Genomic DNA, 18363 nt, shown 5'->3' with positions numbered 1-18363 from the left:
CGGATGCGGCCGGCAGTGCGGCGCCGCTCATGCGGCGTTGCGCAAATCTTGGAAATTAATTGGTGGCGGCGGCCAGGATCGGTCCGCCGCCCGGCGTCTGCACCAGCACCGCGGTGCTGAGCCCACCAGACGCCGCCGGCAGCGGCAGCGACGTGGCATCGCCGCTCCAGCTGCCGATTCTTTGCAGCGCATGCACGACATTGGCGTGCGGCAGCGTGCGCCCGGTGTTTTCGCCGCGCGCCACCGGCACCTCGACGACGCCGTCCTTGTAGCGAACCAGCCAGACATCCGCCTTGCCGCCGGGCACTGAGCCGGCGCCGATGCTTATTTTCTCGCTATCAAGCGACAGCGAGGGTCCCTTGGCGCCCCCGCTCGAGGAAATCAGTCGCTCGATTTCGCCGGGCGCCGCACCCACCGCATCGGCATCGCCATTGACCACCACTTGCGGCGTGAACGGACCGGAGCGGCCGAGCGCCGGCTCGTAGCTCACCTGGCGCTGGGTGAATTCCTGTTTGCCAAACGTGTCCTTCCAGCCGAGATAGTCCCAGTAGGTGACGTTGAACGACAGTGCCAGCACGTTCGGCTGGTCCTTGACCTTGATCAGGTTGGCATTGGCCGGCGGGCAGGACGAGCAGCCCTGGCTGGTGAACAATTCAACCACGGTGAGCGGCTGGGCAGCAGCCGCACCCGTAGCAGTAAGCGCCATCAGGGCAGCCAGCAGCGCGCTGCGTTTGCTTTTCGATCCGGACATGGGGAAGTCTCCTGCGGCGGGGTTCATCTCCCACTTCGCCGCCGCCGGAGGGTTCGTTACATCGTTCACTGGTTTGTGATTGCGGCGCCGACGCTTCTTCCCTTCTCCCCTTGTGGGAGAAGGTGGATCGGCGCGTAGCGCCGAGACGGATGAGGGGTGTTGGACGGATCGCCGTCGCTATCAAGCTGGAGCACCCCTCATCCGTCGCCTTCGGCGACACCTTCTCCCACAAGTGGAGAAGGGAAAGAGGAGCCATTACCGCCAAGGCTGCAAGTTCACATCGCGTACATAGGCGATGATCGTATCGCAAACGGCATTCAAGTCTTTCAGCACATCGTCGTTCCAGAAGCGCAACACGCGAAACCCTCTCGCCTTTAACTCAACTCCGCGCACCCGATCTGAATCAGACTCCGCATGCTGGCTGCCGTCGATTTCGACGATCAGGCCGGCTTCGAGGCAGGCGAAATCGGCGACGTATTTTCCGACAGGCACCTGGCGTCGGAATTTTATCTGGTCGAGCCTGCGGTCGCGCAGTTCACTCCATAGCTTGCCTTCTGCCTCCGTCATCTCGCGCCTGAGTGCACGGGCAAAGCTGCGTTTGGCGGGAGGGACGGGTTGATGCGGCATGGTGTGTTAGACTAACCAGCCGCCTCATTCCTTCCAACACCCCTCATCCGTCTCGGCGCTGCGCGCCGATCCACCTTCTCCCACAAGGGGAGAAGGCAAGAGGCGTCGGCACCCCGCACCGCTTGCCCCTCAACCCTGCCCCTGCTAAAGCGCGCGCCATGAGCACGCCCCTCGACCACATCCGCAATTTCTCCATCGTCGCCCATATCGACCATGGCAAATCCACGCTTGCCGACCGGCTGATCCAGTCCACCGGCGGGCTGGAGCTGCGCGACATGAAGGAGCAGGTGCTGGACTCGATGGACATCGAGCGCGAGCGCGGCATCACCATCAAGGCGCAGACGGTGCGGCTGAAATACCGCGCCAACAATGGCGAGGACTATATCCTCAATCTCATCGACACGCCCGGCCATGTCGACTTCGCCTATGAAGTGTCGCGTTCTCTCGCCGCCTGCGAGGGCTCGCTGCTGGTCGTCGATGCTTCGCAGGGCGTCGAGGCGCAGACGCTGGCCAATGTCTACCAGGCCATCGACAACAACCACGAGATCGTCGTGGTGCTGAACAAGGTCGACCTGCCGGCCGCCGAGCCCGAGCGCATCCGCGAGCAGGTCGAGGAGGTGATCGGCATCGACGCCTCCAACGCCGTGCTGATCTCGGCCAAGACCGGCCTCGGCATCCCCGATGTGCTCGAAGCCATCGTCAACCAATTGCCGCCGCCACGCGAAGGCGATGCCTCAGCACCCTTGAAAGCCATGCTGGTCGACAGCTGGTACGACGCCTATCTCGGCGTCATCGTGCTGGTCCGCGTCATCGACGGCGTTTTGAAGAAGGGCCAGACCATCCGCATGATGGGCACCGGCGCCAAGCACCTGGTCGAGCGCACCGGCGTCTTCACGCCCGCCCGCATCAATGTCGACGAGCTTGGCCCCGGCGAGTTCGGCTTCTTCACCGGCTCGATCAAGGAAGTGGCCGACACCCGCGTCGGCGACACCATCACCGAGGACAAGCGCCAGACGGCAAAGGCGCTGCCCGGTTTCAAGCCGGCGCAGCCGGTGGTGTTCTGCGGCCTGTTCCCGGTCGACGCCGCCGATTTCGAGGATCTGCGCGCCGCCGTCGGCAAGCTGCGCCTCAACGACGCCAGCTTCTCCTATGAAATGGAAACCAGTGCTGCCCTCGGCTTCGGCTATCGCTGCGGCTTCCTCGGCCTGCTGCATCTGGAAATCATCCAGGAGCGGCTGGAGCGCGAGTTCAACCTCGACCTCATCGCCACCGCCCCCAGCGTCGTCTACCGGCTGCTGCTCACCGACGGCTCGATGAAGGAACTGCACAACCCCGCCGACATGCCCGACGTGGTCAAGATATCGGCCATCGAGGAGCCGTGGATCCGCGCCACCATCCTGACGCCGGACGATTATCTCGGCGGCATCCTGAAGCTTTGCCAGGACCGGCGCGGCGTCCAGGCCGATCTGTCCTATGTCGGCAAGCGCGCCATGCTCACCTACGATCTGCCGCTCAACGAAGTCGTCTTCGATTTCTACGACCGGCTGAAGTCGATCTCCAAGGGCTACGCCTCCTTCGATTATCACCTGACCGACTACAAAGAAGGCGACCTGGTGAAGATGTCGATCCTGGTCAATGAGGAGCCGGTCGACGCGCTGTCGATGCTGGTCCACCGCACGGCGGCGGAAAAGCGCGGCCGCCAGATGTGCGAGAAGCTGAAGGAGCTGATCCCGAACCATCTGTTCAAGATCCCGATCCAGGCCGCCATCGGCGGCAAGGTCATCGCCCGCGAGACCATCTCGGCGCTGCGCAAGGACGTCACCGCCAAGTGCTACGGCGGCGACGTCTCGCGCAAGCGCAAGCTGCTCGACAAGCAGAAAGAGGGCAAGAAGCGGATGCGCCAGTTCGGCAAGGTGGATATCCCGCAGGAGGCGTTTATCCAGGCCTTGAAGATGGGGGATTAAGCGGTCCGGCCTTTGGCGCCATCATCATAGAAGCCATCGAGAACGCTGCCCCCGCTTTCTATCTCTAATCTGACTGCCGGAGACGAGGCCTTCACTAGTCCACTATCCGTTTTGTTTGGCCGAATCATTATTCGAATTCTTGTGATGGCATGAACCGGAACTTCTCGTTGCTCCGTTCGAAAAGATCGGAGTAATGTCCCAATTAATACCTGACAAAGCTCTGGTTATTTCATTAGCGATTTTACGCTATGAGGATCATCATGAATCTGAGGGCGATAGTAGGGGCGGAGAAGTCTCTGGTGAAAAGCGGGGAATGGAAGCAGGGAGAGATCCCCCGCGCCCAATGGCCATCCCGTAAGGCGCGAGCAAAAGCATACAAATACGGTCCCCTGTATAGATGGCGTATCATCAGTTTCTATGCTTTGGGGTGCGATTGCCGCGTCCGAATCCTCATGAATGAAAGTAAACAAATCTTCCGTGCAACGCTTGGCGTCGTGACGCTGGGCGAGACGGTAGTTATTTGCGACTACGAGTACCACGCTTCTGAACCTGGGTGGCATTGCCACGCCCGTTGCAACGACATAGACGGCCTCGACGCCGGCACGAACCGTTTTGGCTCTCTGCGCCTTCCAAAATCTGGGAACCATCACCGCCGTCTCGACTTTAAGTTTGGCAAAACGGCTATCTCGCCACCTTCTGCCTTCAATTGCGCTGTAAAATTCTTCGGAATCGACAAGATCGGGGGCGAGCTATGAAGAACGAGCTTTGCCGAGCATTTTGCAACGATATCACCGTAACCGAGGTGCCTATCGGACTCGCTGTTAGCACTGCGTTTAAGCGTGATGACGGAGACAGGGTCGCATTTTACGTCATCAAGATGGAGAACGGCGAGTATCATCTTGAAGATGATGGAGCGACGATCCCTTTGCTTGAGGGGGCCGGCGTCGACTTTGAAACGGATACCCGTCGCAGAGCACTGGATAATTTGCTCGCCAAGGTTGACGGATATTTCGATCAAGACGACGCGACAATCAGGACACGCTCTTTTCCGGCAAAGGAGCTGCCAGCGCGCGCTATCGACTTCGTAGGCGTGATGCTCAGGATGAACGATTTTCTCCTACTCACGCAGGAGAAGGTCGCGTCGACTTTTAGGGAAGACGCTGCTGAGCGCATCAAGAGCGCAATCGGTGATCGTGCGGCAATCAGAGAGAATGAAGCGGTTACTTCGCGTCTCTCTGAGGTTAGGCCGGACATGATTGTTCAGGCCCCATCACGCCCGCCGGTTGCAATATTCTTTGGAAGTTCGCCAAACAGAGTTCATGACGCAATCTTCTTACATCAAACTGCATTCTACGAAGTGAAACAGCCTTTGTCAGTTGTGGCTCTTTTGGAGCAGGACAACTCGATCCCCAACGATCTTCGCCGTCGCGCCAGTAACCGACTGGCAACAGTGCCTGTATTCAGTCAAGATGAGGATGCGGCCGTAGCACGCATTGTTCGCGAAGCTCTCGGGCAGGTGGCATGAGGGAGCCCTTTGAGAACGCCCAGCCCTGAAGTATCCTTGCTTCGGCTCGGGAAGGATCTCAAATGCGCTCCAATCTGGATACTGTCGCCGCGATCGGCCTCGCCATCGGCGGCGCTTTTGGCCTTGCCGGCACTTTTGTGGCGAGTCCGGAACTGCGCGAAACACTCTGGGCGATCGACGGCGTGGCCCTCGTGGTGGCAACCGCCCTGTTGACCATGAAGTATCAGCGGCTGGGCAATGACTGCGTGGCCGCCGGGTTCCTGACCTTCGTCGCCGGCGAGAGCCTGCTTTTGGCCGGCAATGCGGCAGGCCTCGAGGCCAGCGTTCCCTCCTATGTCGGCGGCATTTCGCTGTGGGCGGCAGCCCTGGTCCTGATCAGCGCGCCAAAGACCTTCGCTTTGTGGATGCGTCTCACCGGCCTCATTGCCGCCCTTCTGTTTGCCGTGTCGGTGGGCAAAATCCTCTGGGGCGCTCCCTTGCTGCCGACCTCCTCGCCCTTGCCCGCCGCCGGCTATCCGTTCCTGGTGCTGACCTTCATCGGCTGGATCTGGACCCTATTGAAGGCCGAACGGTGAACGCGCTCCCATGTCCGCTCCCGTCGAACTCCGCAACAGTCCCACCGGCAAGATGTCTTCCGCCTTCGGGGCGCTCCTGTTCGCGGCGATCTTCGGCTTCTACACGCTGAAGGGGCTGGTCACCGGTGCCGATGGCGGGCGGGTGCTGCTGGTGGCGTTGCTGGCGCTTGGCTTCCTCGGGTTCGGCTATTTCCTCGCACGCGGCGCCTTCGACACTTCGGTCAAGGTCGTGCTCGACGACAAGGGCTTTCGCGACCGTCGCCTCGGCGATGTGCTTGTGCCCTGGGACAAGGTGCAGAGCGTGCGCCTCACCTCCGGCAAGGGGTCGGGGATGGTCAATTTCGAACTGACCGAGGCGCCGCCCGACGAGATCAAATACGCGCTGGCCAATGCGCTCAACCTGATGCTGCCGTTCGGCCAGAACACCGTGCACATGGAAGTCTCCTCGCTCGACATGAGCGGCACCGACATCATCGCGGCGATCCAGCGACTGGCGCCGCATGTGGCGGTGAATGGCTAGGTCTTCCCTTCCCCCCTTGTGGGGGAAGGTGGCCTCGCGAAGCGAGGTCGGATGAGGGGTGTTCCAGAAGACACCAGCGTCTCATTCCTTCCAGCACCCCTCATCCGTCTCGGCGCTGCGCGCCGATCCACCTTCTCCCACAAGGGGAGAAGGAAGAGCCGCGCCGCATGTGGCGGTTGTCAGCCGCTCGTGCGAATCTCCCCACCATGATTCGCCTCGCCCTCGCCGCCCTTCTCCTCACCACCTCCGCCCACGCCGCCGACATGGCCTTCTTCGTGAAGAACCTGCGGCAGCAATCGGTGGCGGTCGAGCTGTTCAGCCATGACCGCAAGCTGTCCTGGCCGGGCGACGACCAGGTGTTCATGATCGAGCCGAATTCGCAGAAATCGGTGCCGATCTCCTGCAATCCGGGCGAAAACATCTGTTACGGCGCCTGGGTCAACGGCGACGACAGCGTCTCCGCCGGCGTCGGCCCGGACAACGACCAGCCCTGCGACAATTGCTGCTTCATCTGCGTGGAGAAGACGACGGAGACGATCGATCTGGTTGAGTAGGCGCGGCGCAGACGCTGCCGATCTCCCCCCGTGTAGGGGAGATGCCCGGCAGGGCAGAGGGGCGCGAAGGATCGCCAACCTCGCGCGCCCTGCGACCGAGCAAAAACAGTGTGAAGGCACAGTTGTATTCGATTGAGACGCTGGAGGGACAGCGCCCCCCTCTGTCCTGCCGGACATCTCCCCCACACGGGGGGAGATTGGCCGTCACCTTGGCCTTCGCTAGATCGCAAACGTTGCAAGCGCACCCATCGCCTCACTCACAAATCAGGACCGCATCATCCCGATCCTCCCTTCCGCCCCTCCGCACATCATGCAATGATTCCCCCAGCGGCCGGGGGGCCGATTCTCATCCCAGGGGGTTTCATGTCTTTCACATCCAAGCGCCGCATCGTTGTCGCACTCTCGCTTGCCGCGCTGTTTGCGCCGGCCGCACACGCCGCCGACATCACCTTCGCCGTCAAGAACAGCCACCCCAACGCCATGCGCCTTGAGCTCTACAGCCAGGACCGCGACTATGTCTGGCCAGGCGACGGCAAGGATTTCTATCTCGACGACGGCGAGACCAAGCAGATCCCGCTGTCCTGCGACGAGGGCGAGTCGATCTGCTACGGCGCCTGGGTCGATGGCGACGAGGAAACCTATTGGGGCGTCGGCCCCGGCAACAAGGAAAAATGCGACGACTGCTGCTACACCTGCAATGGCGGCGAGACCGAGGAAATCGAACTGACGCCTTGAGCTGCCGATCTCCCCCCATGTGGGGGAGATGGCCGGCAGGCCAGAGGGGGGCACTGTCCCGCCGACGTTCTCAACGTTTGGAAGCCCTGCCGTCGATAATTTTGCCTGTTTAGAAGACACCAGGGGCCACGATCCTTCGCGCCCCCCTCTGTCCTGCCGGACATCTCCCCCACGAGGGGGGAGATTGGCCGTCATCGCGGCCTTCGCCAATCTCAAAGGGCGTCGTAGGCGCCCCAGCCTCTCGGTCAGCTTGACGCCACTCGGGCGACAGCCATAGCCTGCCGGAGAAAAACAGGAGCGCGGCGATGGCAGTGGTTGAAAGCGACAAGATCGACGTCGGCTTTTCCGGCAAACGCTGCATCCATTCGCGCAATTGCGTGCTGGGCAACCCGCATGTGTTCGTGCCCAACGCGCCGGGCGAGTGGATCCACCCCGATGCGGCCAGTGTCGAAAAAGTGGTGGCCATCGCCGAAAGCTGCCCGTCGGGCGCCATCACCTATGTCCGCAAGGATGGCGGGCCGCAGGAAAAGCCGCCGGTGGTCAACACCGTGCGGCTGCGGGAAAACGGCCCGCTCGCCGTGCATGCCGAGATCGTGCTCAACGGCGAGACCTTCTACCGCGCCACGCTCTGCCGCTGCGGCGCCTCTGAAAATAAGCCATTCTGTGACAACAGCCATATCAAGGCCGGCTTCGCCGCCACCGGCGAGCCGCCGCTGAAGGACACGCCGGCGCTGGAGGCGAGGGACGGCCCGCTCACCATCACGCCGACGACCAATGGCTCGCTCAAGCTCGAAGGCAATGTCGAAATCGTCACCGGCACCGGCCACACCATCGACCGCACGCGCCGGGTTTTCCTCTGCCGCTGCGGCCATTCGGCCAACAAGCCGTTTTGTGACAACACGCATAAAAAGATCGGCTTCGTGGCATGAAAGGCCGTGCGCCAGCGTTAGTGTAGGATGAGGGTCTAGCGCTCGGGAGGAAATCCATCATGCGCACCATGCTCGTTCTTGCACTGCTTGCCTTTGCCATGCCCGCCTACGCCGCCAATCATGCGGTCCAGATCAAGGGCATGAAATTCAGCCCGTCGAAAATCTCGGCCGCCGTCGGCGACACGATCACCTTCACCAATGCCGACTCCATGACGCACACCGCCACCGCGCTCGACGGCTCCTTCGACACCGGCCATCTCGCCACCGGCAAGAGCGCCAAGGTCAAGATAGCAGCCGCCGGCGCACACCCCTTCCATTGCGCGATCCACAGCTCGATGAAGGGCACGGTCACGGCGAAATAAGGTGGTCTCTTCCGCTGAGGCCGAAGCTGCCAATCTCCCCCCTCGTGGGGGAGATGTCCGGCCGGACAGAGGGGGGCGCCTAGAGCGCCAACCTCCCCAACCACCGAGCATCGAAATGCCCCACACGCCATTGCCACCAAAACATCGCGCAAACGCCAGATCGATGCGCAAGGTCATGACCGATGCCGAACTGAAGCTCTGGAACGAGCTTCGCGCGCATCGGCTGATGGGGCTTGGCTTCCGGCGGCAATTTCCGATCGCCGGCTATATTGTCGACTTCGCGTGCCCGGAAAAGAAACTCGTCGTTGAGGTCGACGGCTCCCAGCATGCGGAAGCCGTCGCCGGCGATGAAGCAAGGACAGGGCGTCAGGAACAGGATGGCTGGACCGTTCTGCGCTTCTGGAACGACGACGTCCTCCGCGACATCGACAATGTCTGCCAGCATATTGTGATTGTGGCCGGGCTCGGAGGTGCGCCTTAGGTCGTGGCAAAGTGGGCGATCCTTCGCGCCCCCCTCTGGCCTGCCGGCCATCTCCCCCACGAGGGGGGAGATTGCGAACTCCTCCCTTGGCCCAGCGCTCGCTGCTTTATCCTTCGGGCGGTATCGGCTAAGGGCTTCGCAGCAACCCTTCTTTCCCGGACCGCCACCTTTATGACCGCCAAGCCAAAACCCCTTCCCCTGTTCCTCGGCATCGACACCGGCGGCACCTACACCGATGCGGTGCTGTGGTCGGAAGCCGAGGGGCCGCACGGCAAGGTGCTGGCCAAGGCCAAGGCGCTGACCACGCGGCATGATCTCGCCGTCGGCATCTCCGGCGCGGTCGATGCGGTCCTGCACAAGGCCGGCACCGACCCGGCCGCGATCAAACTGGTGTCGATGTCGACGACGCTCGCCACCAACGCGCTGGTCGAGGGCCAGGGTGGGCGCGTCGCGCTGGTGATGATCGGTTTTGCCGAGGGCGACCTTGCCCGCGACGGGCTGAAGGCGGCGCTCGGCACCGACCCGGTGATTTTTTGCCCAGGCGGCCATGATGTGCACGGCAATGCGGCCAAGCTCGATCTGTCCGGGCTGGAAGCGGCCTTGCCGGAACTCGGCGCCTCGGTGTCGGGCTTCGCCGTCTGCGCCTATTTTGCCACCCGCAATCCGGCGCATGAACTCGCTGCCCGCGACCTGATCCGCGAAAAGACCGGACTGCCGGTCACCGCCAGCCATGAGCTGTCGGCCAAGCTCGGCGGTCCGCGCCGGGCGCTGACGACGCTGCTCAACGCCAGGCTGATCTCGATGATCGACCGGCTGGTGGCGGCGACCGAAGGATTTTTGGACGCCCGCAAGATCGTCGCGCCCCTGATGGTGGTGCGCGGCGATGGCGCGCTGGTTTCGGCGGCGTTTGCCCGCCAGCGGCCGATCGAGACCATTCTGTCGGGTCCGGCCGCCAGCCTCGTTGGCGCCCGCCACATGACCGGGCTGGACAATGCCGTGGTCTCCGACATTGGCGGCACCACCACCGACGTTGCCGTGCTCGATGGCGGTCGCCCGCGGCTCGATCCGGAAGGCGCCACCGTCGGTGGCTTCCGCACCATGGTCGAGGCGGTGGCCATGCGCACCTTTGGCCTCGGCGGCGATTCCGAAGTGGCGCTGGAGGATGGCGCGCTCAACCCAAAAATCCTGCTCGGTCCGCGCCGCCTGGTGCCGCTGGCGCTGGCCGGCATGGTGCATGGCGCGGCGGTGACGTCGGAGCTCGAACGCCAGCTGCGCGCGCCGAATCCCGGCCGCATGGATGGCCGCCTGGCGGTGCGCACCGGCGTGCCTGACCGGCTGGCGGCAGGCCTCACCGGCGCCGAGGCAAAACTATACGAGCTGATCGGCGCCGTGCCGCTCGCCGTCGACAAATTGCTGATCTCCAACGCCCAGAACGCCACCTTGAACCGGCTGGTGTCGCGTGGGCTGGTGCATGTCGCCGGCTTTACCCCATCGGACGCCGCCCATGTACTGGGCAAGCAGGCCAACTGGGACCCGGTCACGGCCCGTCTCGGCGCTGAACTCTTCGCCCGCAAGCGCGACGGCCGCGGGCAATCCATTGCCGCCTCGCCGGAGGCCATCTCCGAACGGGTACTGACCACGCTGACGCGCCTGTCGGCCGAAGTCATCCTCGAAACCGCCTTTGCCGAGGATGGGCTGGATGGCGCGGCCACCGTCGCGCATGCGCTGGTGCAGCGCGCCGTCGACTCGCATCCTGGCATTGCTCGGCTGACCGTCGCGCTCGACCGCCCGGTCATCGGCCTCGGCGCCTCGGCGCCGCTGCACTATGCCGGCTTGGCCGAACTGGTCGGCAATGACTGCGTGGTGCCCGAAGACACCGATGTCGCCAACGCGCTCGGCGCCGTCGTCGGCCAGGTCAGGGTTTCGGCGGAGGCGCGGGTCAGCCAGCCCCAGGAAGGCCTGTTTCGCCTCGCCTCGGGCGAAACCGTGCGCGATTTCACCGACGAAGGGAAAGCGATCGCGGCGGCCGAAGCCGACGTCCGCGCCATCGTCGCCCTGCGCGCGAAAGATGCCGGCACTGACAGCGCCGAGATCGAAGTCGCCACCGAATTCCGCGTCTCCACCGTCGAAGCCCAGCGCATGTTCATCGAAGCGCATGTGGTGGCGGTCGCATCGGGCCGGCCAAGGATTGCGGTTTGAGCGCCTCTTCCTTCTCCCCGTTTCACGGGGAGAAGGTGCCCGAAGGGCGGATGAGGGGCAGCGCCAGCCAATGCGGTTTCGCGGTACCGCGCATCCAACAAACGCCGCGCCGCCCCTCATCTGGCTGCCGCCATCTTCTCCCCGTAAACGGGGCGAAGGACGCTGTCGCCACCGCCTTCGCCAACCGCCCAAAATCCCCGCCTTCACCCTAAGCTGAATTGACCCTTCATCCCTGACATGCCAAAGGCCGCAAAGCCTTTCATCTGGAGAAGCCCTGATGACCGATCGCATCGAGATCGCCGGATTGCAGATTGCCCGCGCGCTTCATGACTTTGTCGTCAACGAAGCGCTGCCCGGCACCGGCATTGCGGCCGACGCTTTCTGGAGCGGTTTCTCGTCCATCGTCCATGATCTCGCCCCGAAGAACCGGGCGCTGCTCGCCAAACGCGATGCCATCCAGGAACAGATCGACCGCTGGTACCGCGACAATGGCGCGCCAGTCGACATGGAGGCCTACAAGGCCTTCCTGAAGGAGATCGGTTATCTCGTCCCCGAAGGGCCAGCCTTCTCCGTCGCGACCGACAATGTCGACCCGGAAATCGCCGTCGTCGCCGGGCCGCAGCTGGTGGTGCCGGTGATGAATGCGCGCTATGCGCTGAATGCCGCCAATGCGCGCTGGGGTTCGCTCTATGATGCGCTCTACGGCACCGATGCCATTCCCGAGACCGGCGGCGCCGAGAAGGGCAAGAGCTTCAACCCGGCGCGCGGCGCCAAGGTTGTCGCCTGGGCCAAGAATTTCCTCGACGAGTCGGCGCCGCTCACTCTGGGCAAATGGGCCGGCGTCAACGGTTTGACCGTCTCGGGCGCCACCTTGCGGCTCGGCGCCGGCGCCGGCGGCACCACGCTGGCCGACCCCAAACAGTTTGCCGGCTATCGCGGCGACGCCGAAAACCCTGAAACCATCCTGCTGGTCAAGAACGGCCTGCACATCGAAATCCTGATCGACCGCGCCAACCAGATCGGCCGCACCGATCCGGCCGGCATCGCCGATGTCGTGCTGGAATCGGCACTGACCACCATCCAGGACTGCGAGGATTCGGTTGCCGCGGTGGATGCTGACGACAAGGTCGTGGTCTACCGCAACTGGCTCGGCCTGATGAAGGGCGATCTGGCCGAAGAGATCACCAAAGGGGCCAAGACCTTTACTCGAAAGCTCAATCCCGACCGGTCCTACACCGCGCCCAATGGCGGCCTGCTGACCTTGCCCGGCCGCTCGCTGATGCTGGTGCGCAATGTCGGTCACCTCATGACCAATCCGGCGATCACAGACCGCGACGGCAACGAGGTGCCGGAAGGCATCATGGATGCGGCGATGACGGCGCTGATCGCGCTGCACGATGTCGGCCCGAATGGCCGCCGCAAGAACTCCCGCGCCGGCTCGATGTATGTGGTGAAGCCCAAGATGCATGGCCCCGAGGAAGTCGCCTTCGCCGTCGAGATCTTCGACCGTGTCGAGGCTTTGCTCGGCATGCCGAAAAACACCATCAAGATGGGCATCATGGACGAGGAGCGGCGCACCACCGTCAACCTCAAGGAGGCAATCCGCGCGGCACAAGACCGGGTCGTCTTCATCAACACCGGTTTTCTCGACCGCACCGGCGACGAGATCCACACCTCGATGGAAGCCGGCCCGATGCTGCGCAAGGGCGACATGAAGCAGGCCGCCTGGATCTCCGCCTACGAGGCCTGGAATGTCGACACCGGGCTGGAATGCGGGCTGGCCGGCCACGCCCAGATCGGCAAGGGCATGTGGGCGATGCCCGATCTGATGGCGGCGATGCTGGAACAGAAGATCGCGCATCCCAAGGCCGGTGCCAACACCGCCTGGGTGCCGTCGCCGACGGCTGCAACGCTGCACGCCACCCACTATCACAAGGTAGATGTCTATGCGGTGCAAGCGGCGCTGAAGAGCCGGCCCAAGGCCAAGCTCGACGACATCTTGTCGGTGCCGGTGGTGGTGCGTCCGAACTGGACGCCGGACGAAATCCAGCGCGAACTCGACAACAATTCGCAAGGCATTCTGGGCTATGTCGTGCGCTGGATCGAGGAAGGCGTCGGCTGTTCGAAAGTGCCTGATATCAACGATGTCGGCCTGATGGAGGATCGCGCCACGTTGCGCATCTCCTCGCAGCACATCGCCAACTGGCTGCGCCACGCCGTCTGCTCGCGCATCCAGGTGATGGATTCCCTGCAGCGCATGGCGGCCATCGTCGACCGCCAGAATGTCGGCGATCCCCACTACCGCCCAATGGCGCCCGACTTCGACAACTCCGTCGCCTTCCAGGCCGCCTGCGACCTGGTGTTCAAGGGCAGTGTCCAGCCGAATGGCTATACGGAGCCGGTGTTGCACGCGCGGCGGCTGGAGCTGAAGGCGCAGCAGGGTGCCGCATAGACGGCCTCCCGAGGCAATCTCCGATGGCGGAATCCCCCATGGCTTCTCGCCTCATGCAGGCGAGATCGAGCGCGACATGAAGATGTCGGTATGCCTGACATGCTCCGGGGTTTCGCGAAAGGGCGGGCAAGACCTGAAGCCGAACGACTCGTACACGGCGATGGCATTTGTCATGTAGAAGGTGGTGTGGATCAGCACGGTCCGGCTGCGCCCCTTCTCGATCTCCGCCAACACAGTTCCCATCAGGGCTCGGCCGATCCCCTTTCCGCGGAACGCTTCATCGACAAAGAACCGATGAAGCTCCACCCTCTTGTCGTCGAACGGGTCGAAGGCGAGGCAGCCCGCCGGCAGGCCCTCCGATCGCGCAATGAAGGCCACGGCATCCGGCGCGTCGAACGTCGCCGCCAGCAGATGGCCGCTTGTTTCCGGATGAAAGAGCGCTCTCACATCCTCCGCCGAGACACCATGGGGCGCCGAAGCGTCGACATCCCATTGCGCAAGCTTGCGGCAGAGCCCTGCCAAGGTCTCGAAGTCTTCAGCGCTACGCGCCGGCGAAACCGAAATCATCCCCCAAGCCCTCGGTTGATTACATCGCTGCGACGACCGTCAGGCGCGAAACCCCAACGTCTTGCAATCGTACGTCCAGCGGCCGGCAGGAGTCTACGCCGCCTGCGCCACGCGCTCCGACATCATGCGATAGGAAATCGCCTCGGCCAGATGAATGCGGCCGACCGTTTCGCTGGCTTCGAGGTCGGCCAGCGTGCGCGCCACCTTCAGCACACGGTGGTAGGCCCGCGCGGAAAAGCCGAGTTTTTCGCTGGCATCCCTGAGCAGTGACAGGCCGGCTGCATCCGGCATCGCGATCTCCTCGATGACGGAAGGCGAGCAGTGTGCATTGGTGGTGGCGAGGGTAGCGCCCAGGCGCTCAAAGCGTTCGCGCTGGATGGTGCGGGCGCGGGCGACGCGCAGCGCCACGGCAGCACTCTTCTCCGCCCGGTCCGGCCGGATCAGATCGCTGGCCGAGACCGCCGGCACCTCGATGCGGAGATCGATGCGGTCGAGCAGCGGGCCGGAAATGCGCGCCTGGTAGTCGGTGCGGCAGCGCTCGCCGCGCAGGCAGCGATAGCCGGGCTCGCCGGCCATGCCGCAGCGGCACGGGTTCATCGCCGCCACCAGCTGGATGCGCGCCGGATAGGTGACGCGGTGGTTGGCGCGCGCGATCATGCAGTCGCCGGTCTCCAGCGGCTGGCGCAGCGCATCCAGCGTCTGCGGCGTGAATTCGGGAAACTCGTCGAGGAACAGCACGCCGTGATGGGCAAGCGACACTTCGCCCGGCCGCGCCCTCAAGCCGCCGCCGACCATCGCCGCCATCGAGGCCGAATGATGCGGGGCGCGGAACGGCCGCCGGTCGGTCAGCTTGCCCTCGCCGAGTTCTCCCGCCACCGAGGCGATCATCGAGACTTCGAGCAATTCCTTCGGCGCCAGTGGCGGCAGGATCGACGGCAGCCGCTGCGCCAACATCGATTTGCCTGAGCCTGGAGGGCCAACCATCAGCAGATTGTGGCCACCGGCCGCCGCCACTTCCAGCGCCCGCTTGGAGCTCTCCTGGCCCTTGATGTCGGAGAGGTCGGGCAGGTCGCGCGCCGAGGCGTGGATGCCGGCCTCCGGCCGCGACAGCACCTGCGTGCCGCGAAAATGGTTGGCAATCGCAATCAGGCTGCGCGGCGCCAATATGTCGAAATCCTTGCCGGCCCAGGCCGCCTCCGGGCCGCAGCCGAACGGGCAGATCAGGCCTTTCCCCTCGGCATTGGCGCCGATCGCCGCCGGCAGCGCGCCGGCAACAGCTGCGATGGTGCCGTCGAGCGACAATTCGCCAAGCACGACATAGCCGGCCAGCATGTCGCCCGGAATGGCGCCTAGCGCCGCCATCAGGCCGAGCGCGATCGGCAGATCGTAGTGGCTGCCTTCCTTGGGCAGATCGGCCGGCGCCAGATTGACAGTGACCTTCTTCGACGGCATCGACAGGCCGGACGCATGCAGTGCGGCCTGCACCCGCTCGCGGCTTTCGGCCACCGCCTTGTCGGCCAGGCCGACGATATGCATGTTGACCTTGCCCGGCGCGATCATCACCTGGACATCGACCGGCACGGCCTCGATGCCCTGGAAAGCGACCGTGCGAACCCGCGCCACCATCTTTGCTCTGCCCCCGGATCTGACTCGCTCTAAGCCAGTGCAATCAGGCCGTGAGCGACGTCAGACAAGACAAGCACAGATTTCTGAATTGATCAAGAACATTACAGGAACATAGGCAGTGCGCAGAACTCCATAGAACTGTCTCCGTCCAAGCCAGAATTAACCACATGGAGAAAGGCGAAGGGGTTTGTCACCGATCCGGCGCGCATACCATGTTATGTTGGAATCGGGGGACATCCGTAGCGCGTCCAGGCGCAAAGGCGAGGAAGACAAGGATGCCGACCTTAAGCAATGGCAGTGAACTCACCGTATGGAAAGAACCCGACAATCCCAATCCAAGCCCTGACGCGGTCCTTTTCAGCATTGCGGAAACCGACGGCGATGTCATCGGACCGATAGGGGCAAAGCCGGATTTCCCGTTCGGTGGGATCGATCTGGCTTCGGTCGATGTCTTCGAAGGCTTCTTTACCATCACCAGCTTCACCCATGAGGGCAGGACCGAGACCTGGACGACGGTGGAAACGCAGGTCTTCGACAATGAAGGCAATTTCATCCGCACCGTGTCCGACCAGGCGGCCTTCCTGTCGGCCCGGATCGTCTCGGTCAACGCCGCCAGCCCAGACACCCTCACGGTGACATGGATCGGGGCGAACGACTATTTCGGCGGCGAAAACACGCAGTACGGCCTGCATCAGATCATCCTGGAAGACGGTACGCTTCAGCCCGACACCTTCGTCAATCATGCGCCCACGGCCGCCAATCTGAATGTGTCGGTTTCGCAGGGGCAATTTCTCGACGACGTCAAATTCAGCGTGGCCGATGCCGACTACGATCTCTTGAGCTTTGTCGTCCTGGACGGACCGGATCACGGCAGTTTTGAGCAGAGCACGCGTTTCGACGGCAACTACTACCCGTTTCACCAAGGCCACGTCGGCACCAGCCTGCATTATCACACAGACTTTCTGAGCGGAAATTTGTTCGACTACACGCCCGAGGCCGGCTTCGTCGGCACCGACAGCTTTACGGTCTACGCCACGGACGGCCAGGGCAACAGCAATGTGGCGACGATCACGATCACGGTCACACCACCGGCCGAATCCATCACGCTGACCGACGCCACGAACATCGTGAGCTATGGAAACTACGATCGTGCGGTGATCCTCGACGGGCTGGGTGGTGGCGACCGCATCACCGGCACCTCGTTCAACGATACACTCGACGGTGGTGCCGGCCACGACCAGCTGTTCGGCGGTGCCGGCGCCGACACGATCATCGGCGGCGCGGGGACCGACTGGCTGAAGGGCGACGCCGGCAATGACGAGATCAGCGGCGGTGCGGGCACCGACGGCATTCGCGGTGACGCGGGCGACGATTTCCTCGATGGCGGCGCCGGCTCCGACGACCTGCGGGGCGGCGCTGGCGACGACATCCTCAATGGCGGTGTCGGCCGCGACCGGCTGGCCGGCGACGCCGGCAGGGATGTCTTCGTGTTCGACGCGCTTGGACCGGCGAATTACGACAGCATCGCCGACTTCAATGCGCAAGATGATGTGTTCCGGCTGGACAGCTCCGTATTCGTCGGGCTGTCGGCCGGCCCGCTTTTCGGCGCGGTCTTCGCGATCGGCAAGACGGCCATCGATGACAGCGACCACATCATTTACGACGACGCGACAGGCGATCTGCTGTTCGACGTGGACGGGGCGGGCGGCGCGGCGGCCGTCAAGTTCGCCGCCGTAAGTCCGGGCACATGGCTTACCGCGGACGATTTCTTCGTGATCTAGACGCTGTGGGGCGGCAATGCAGCGCCCTGCGCCGGCTATTCTCCGGCAGCTTAAGCGCCGCCTAATGTATGGAAACGCGCGGCGTCCGTTTGAAGAACCAACCGTGATTTCACAAAAGGCGGCTACGCCTTTTGGTGGCCGATCTACCACAATCGCCTAGCGCCCTCGCGCCTCGAAGGCTGCGCGCCGAACTGAGGTGTCAGACGCAAGGGGTAGGCGTCATTATTGTAGCAGTCGCTGATGTATTGGCTCCGAACGTGATATGAATCCGGCCGCGGTTCCGACAATCGCAGCGTCAGGCTCCGCGTCAAGCGTAGGGAGGATGACATGGCCGAAGGTGCAATGAACGTCACGAAATTGGCATCCAAGTCTCACAACAACCCGGATGAAGTTCGCTCGCCCAACAAGACACGCGTCGAAGTGGTGCGGCTTCCCGGTTTTACGCTCGGGCGGCTCAATATGGAGCCAGGATGGAAATGGTCCGAATGTGTAAAGCCGGTCGTCAAGACGGACAGCTGTCAGGTCTCGCATGTCGGCTACGTCGTGTCCGGAACCATCACCGTCAAAATGAATGACGGCACCCAGAAAACGTTCGAGCAGGGCACGTCCTATACAATTCCGCCCGGTCACGATGCCTGGGTGGAAGGCAACGAGCGGTTCGTGTGCATCGAAGTCATGAGCGCCGAGCAGTATGCCAAACCGGCGTAGGGTACGG

At 63.3% G+C, this 18363-nt stretch carries 18 protein-coding genes; 14 read left to right on the top strand and 4 right to left on the bottom strand.

Translation table 11 applies throughout. The features are described from left to right. Nucleotides 1-55 precede the first annotated feature (55 nt). On the bottom strand, nt 56-751 hold the full coding sequence (locus AC1DVW_RS28085; RefSeq protein WP_477327480.1) for a DUF1223 domain-containing protein: 696 nt from the start codon (nt 749-751) through the stop codon (nt 56-58). Between the two features lie 255 nt (nt 752-1006). Next, complete coding sequence (locus AC1DVW_RS28080; RefSeq protein WP_477327478.1) at nt 1007-1378, bottom strand: endonuclease domain-containing protein; 372 nt, start codon at nt 1376-1378, stop codon at nt 1007-1009. Nucleotides 1379-1536: 158 nt separating this feature from the next. Here AC1DVW_RS28080 and lepA point away from each other — a divergent pair, with 158 nt between their 5' ends. The 12 genes from lepA to AC1DVW_RS28020 all read left to right on the top strand — a co-directional run bounded on the left by lepA (nt 1537) and on the right by AC1DVW_RS28020 (nt 13674). Continuing rightward, complete coding sequence (gene lepA / locus AC1DVW_RS28075) at nt 1537-3342, top strand: translation elongation factor 4 (protein ID WP_477274050.1); 1806 nt, start codon at nt 1537-1539, stop codon at nt 3340-3342. A gap of 260 nt (nt 3343-3602) precedes the next feature. Then, the gene (locus AC1DVW_RS28070; protein ID WP_477327476.1) at nt 3603-4097 is read left to right on the top strand and encodes a hypothetical protein; all 495 of its coding nucleotides are present in this window, start codon (nt 3603-3605) and stop codon (nt 4095-4097) included. Further along, nucleotides 4094-4867, top strand: a complete 774-nt coding sequence (locus AC1DVW_RS28065) for a DUF1828 domain-containing protein (RefSeq protein ID WP_477327474.1) — start codon at nt 4094-4096, stop codon at nt 4865-4867. The genes AC1DVW_RS28070 and AC1DVW_RS28065 overlap by 4 nt, the downstream gene beginning before the upstream one ends. A 62-nt stretch (nt 4868-4929) precedes the next feature. Further along, a complete protein-coding gene (locus AC1DVW_RS28060) occupies nt 4930-5442 on the top strand; it encodes a hypothetical protein (RefSeq protein ID WP_477327472.1) in 513 nt (170 codons plus the stop codon). A gap of 10 nt (nt 5443-5452) precedes the next feature. Further along, on the top strand, nt 5453-5962 hold the full coding sequence (locus AC1DVW_RS28055) for a hypothetical protein (protein ID WP_477327471.1): 510 nt from the start codon (nt 5453-5455) through the stop codon (nt 5960-5962). 206 nt (nt 5963-6168) lie between these two features. Next, entirely contained in the window at nt 6169-6516 is a 348-nt protein-coding gene (locus AC1DVW_RS28050; RefSeq protein ID WP_477327469.1) for a hypothetical protein, read from the top strand. A 363-nt stretch (nt 6517-6879) separates the two neighbouring features. Further along, nucleotides 6880-7251, top strand: a complete 372-nt coding sequence (locus AC1DVW_RS28045) for a hypothetical protein (RefSeq protein ID WP_477327467.1) — start codon at nt 6880-6882, stop codon at nt 7249-7251. Nucleotides 7252-7556: 305 nt separating this feature from the next. Then, nucleotides 7557-8180 (top strand): CDGSH iron-sulfur domain-containing protein, encoded by a 624-nt coding sequence (locus AC1DVW_RS28040; protein ID WP_477327465.1) that lies wholly within the window; start codon nt 7557-7559, stop codon nt 8178-8180. Between the two features lie 59 nt (nt 8181-8239). Then, nucleotides 8240-8542, top strand: a complete 303-nt coding sequence (locus AC1DVW_RS28035) for a cupredoxin domain-containing protein (protein ID WP_477240382.1) — start codon at nt 8240-8242, stop codon at nt 8540-8542. Nucleotides 8543-8657: 115 nt separating this feature from the next. Next, nucleotides 8658-9023: an endonuclease domain-containing protein gene (locus AC1DVW_RS28030; RefSeq protein ID WP_477327463.1), complete on the top strand. Its 366-nt coding sequence runs from the start codon at nt 8658-8660 to the stop codon at nt 9021-9023. A 171-nt stretch (nt 9024-9194) separates the two neighbouring features. Next, nucleotides 9195-11222, top strand: a complete 2028-nt coding sequence (locus AC1DVW_RS28025) for a hydantoinase/oxoprolinase N-terminal domain-containing protein (protein ID WP_477327461.1) — start codon at nt 9195-9197, stop codon at nt 11220-11222. A 277-nt stretch (nt 11223-11499) separates the two neighbouring features. Further along, nucleotides 11500-13674: a malate synthase G gene (locus AC1DVW_RS28020; protein ID WP_477327460.1), complete on the top strand. Its 2175-nt coding sequence runs from the start codon at nt 11500-11502 to the stop codon at nt 13672-13674. Nucleotides 13675-13725: 51 nt separating this feature from the next. Here the strand turns inward: AC1DVW_RS28020 and AC1DVW_RS28015 are convergent, their stop codons facing one another. Then, a complete protein-coding gene (locus AC1DVW_RS28015; protein WP_477327458.1) occupies nt 13726-14241 on the bottom strand; it encodes a GNAT family N-acetyltransferase in 516 nt (171 codons plus the stop codon). 93 nt (nt 14242-14334) lie between these two features. Further along, nucleotides 14335-15867, bottom strand: a complete 1533-nt coding sequence (locus AC1DVW_RS28010; protein WP_477327456.1) for a YifB family Mg chelatase-like AAA ATPase — start codon at nt 15865-15867, stop codon at nt 14335-14337. A gap of 275 nt (nt 15868-16142) precedes the next feature. Here AC1DVW_RS28010 and AC1DVW_RS28005 point away from each other — a divergent pair, with 275 nt between their 5' ends. Both AC1DVW_RS28005 and AC1DVW_RS28000 read left to right on the top strand, forming a co-directional pair. Beyond that, nucleotides 16143-17648, top strand: a complete 1506-nt coding sequence (locus tag AC1DVW_RS28005) for an Ig-like domain-containing protein (protein WP_477327454.1) — start codon at nt 16143-16145, stop codon at nt 17646-17648. A 327-nt stretch (nt 17649-17975) separates the two neighbouring features. Then, a complete protein-coding gene (locus tag AC1DVW_RS28000; protein ID WP_477327452.1) occupies nt 17976-18356 on the top strand; it encodes a cupin domain-containing protein in 381 nt (126 codons plus the stop codon). Nucleotides 18357-18363 lie beyond the last annotated feature (7 nt).

The sequence above is a fragment of the Mesorhizobium sp. P3_B5 genome (assembly GCF_056402815.1).
The sequence above is the reverse complement of the archived record's forward strand: the minus strand, read 5'-3'. Positions and strand labels throughout refer to the sequence as shown.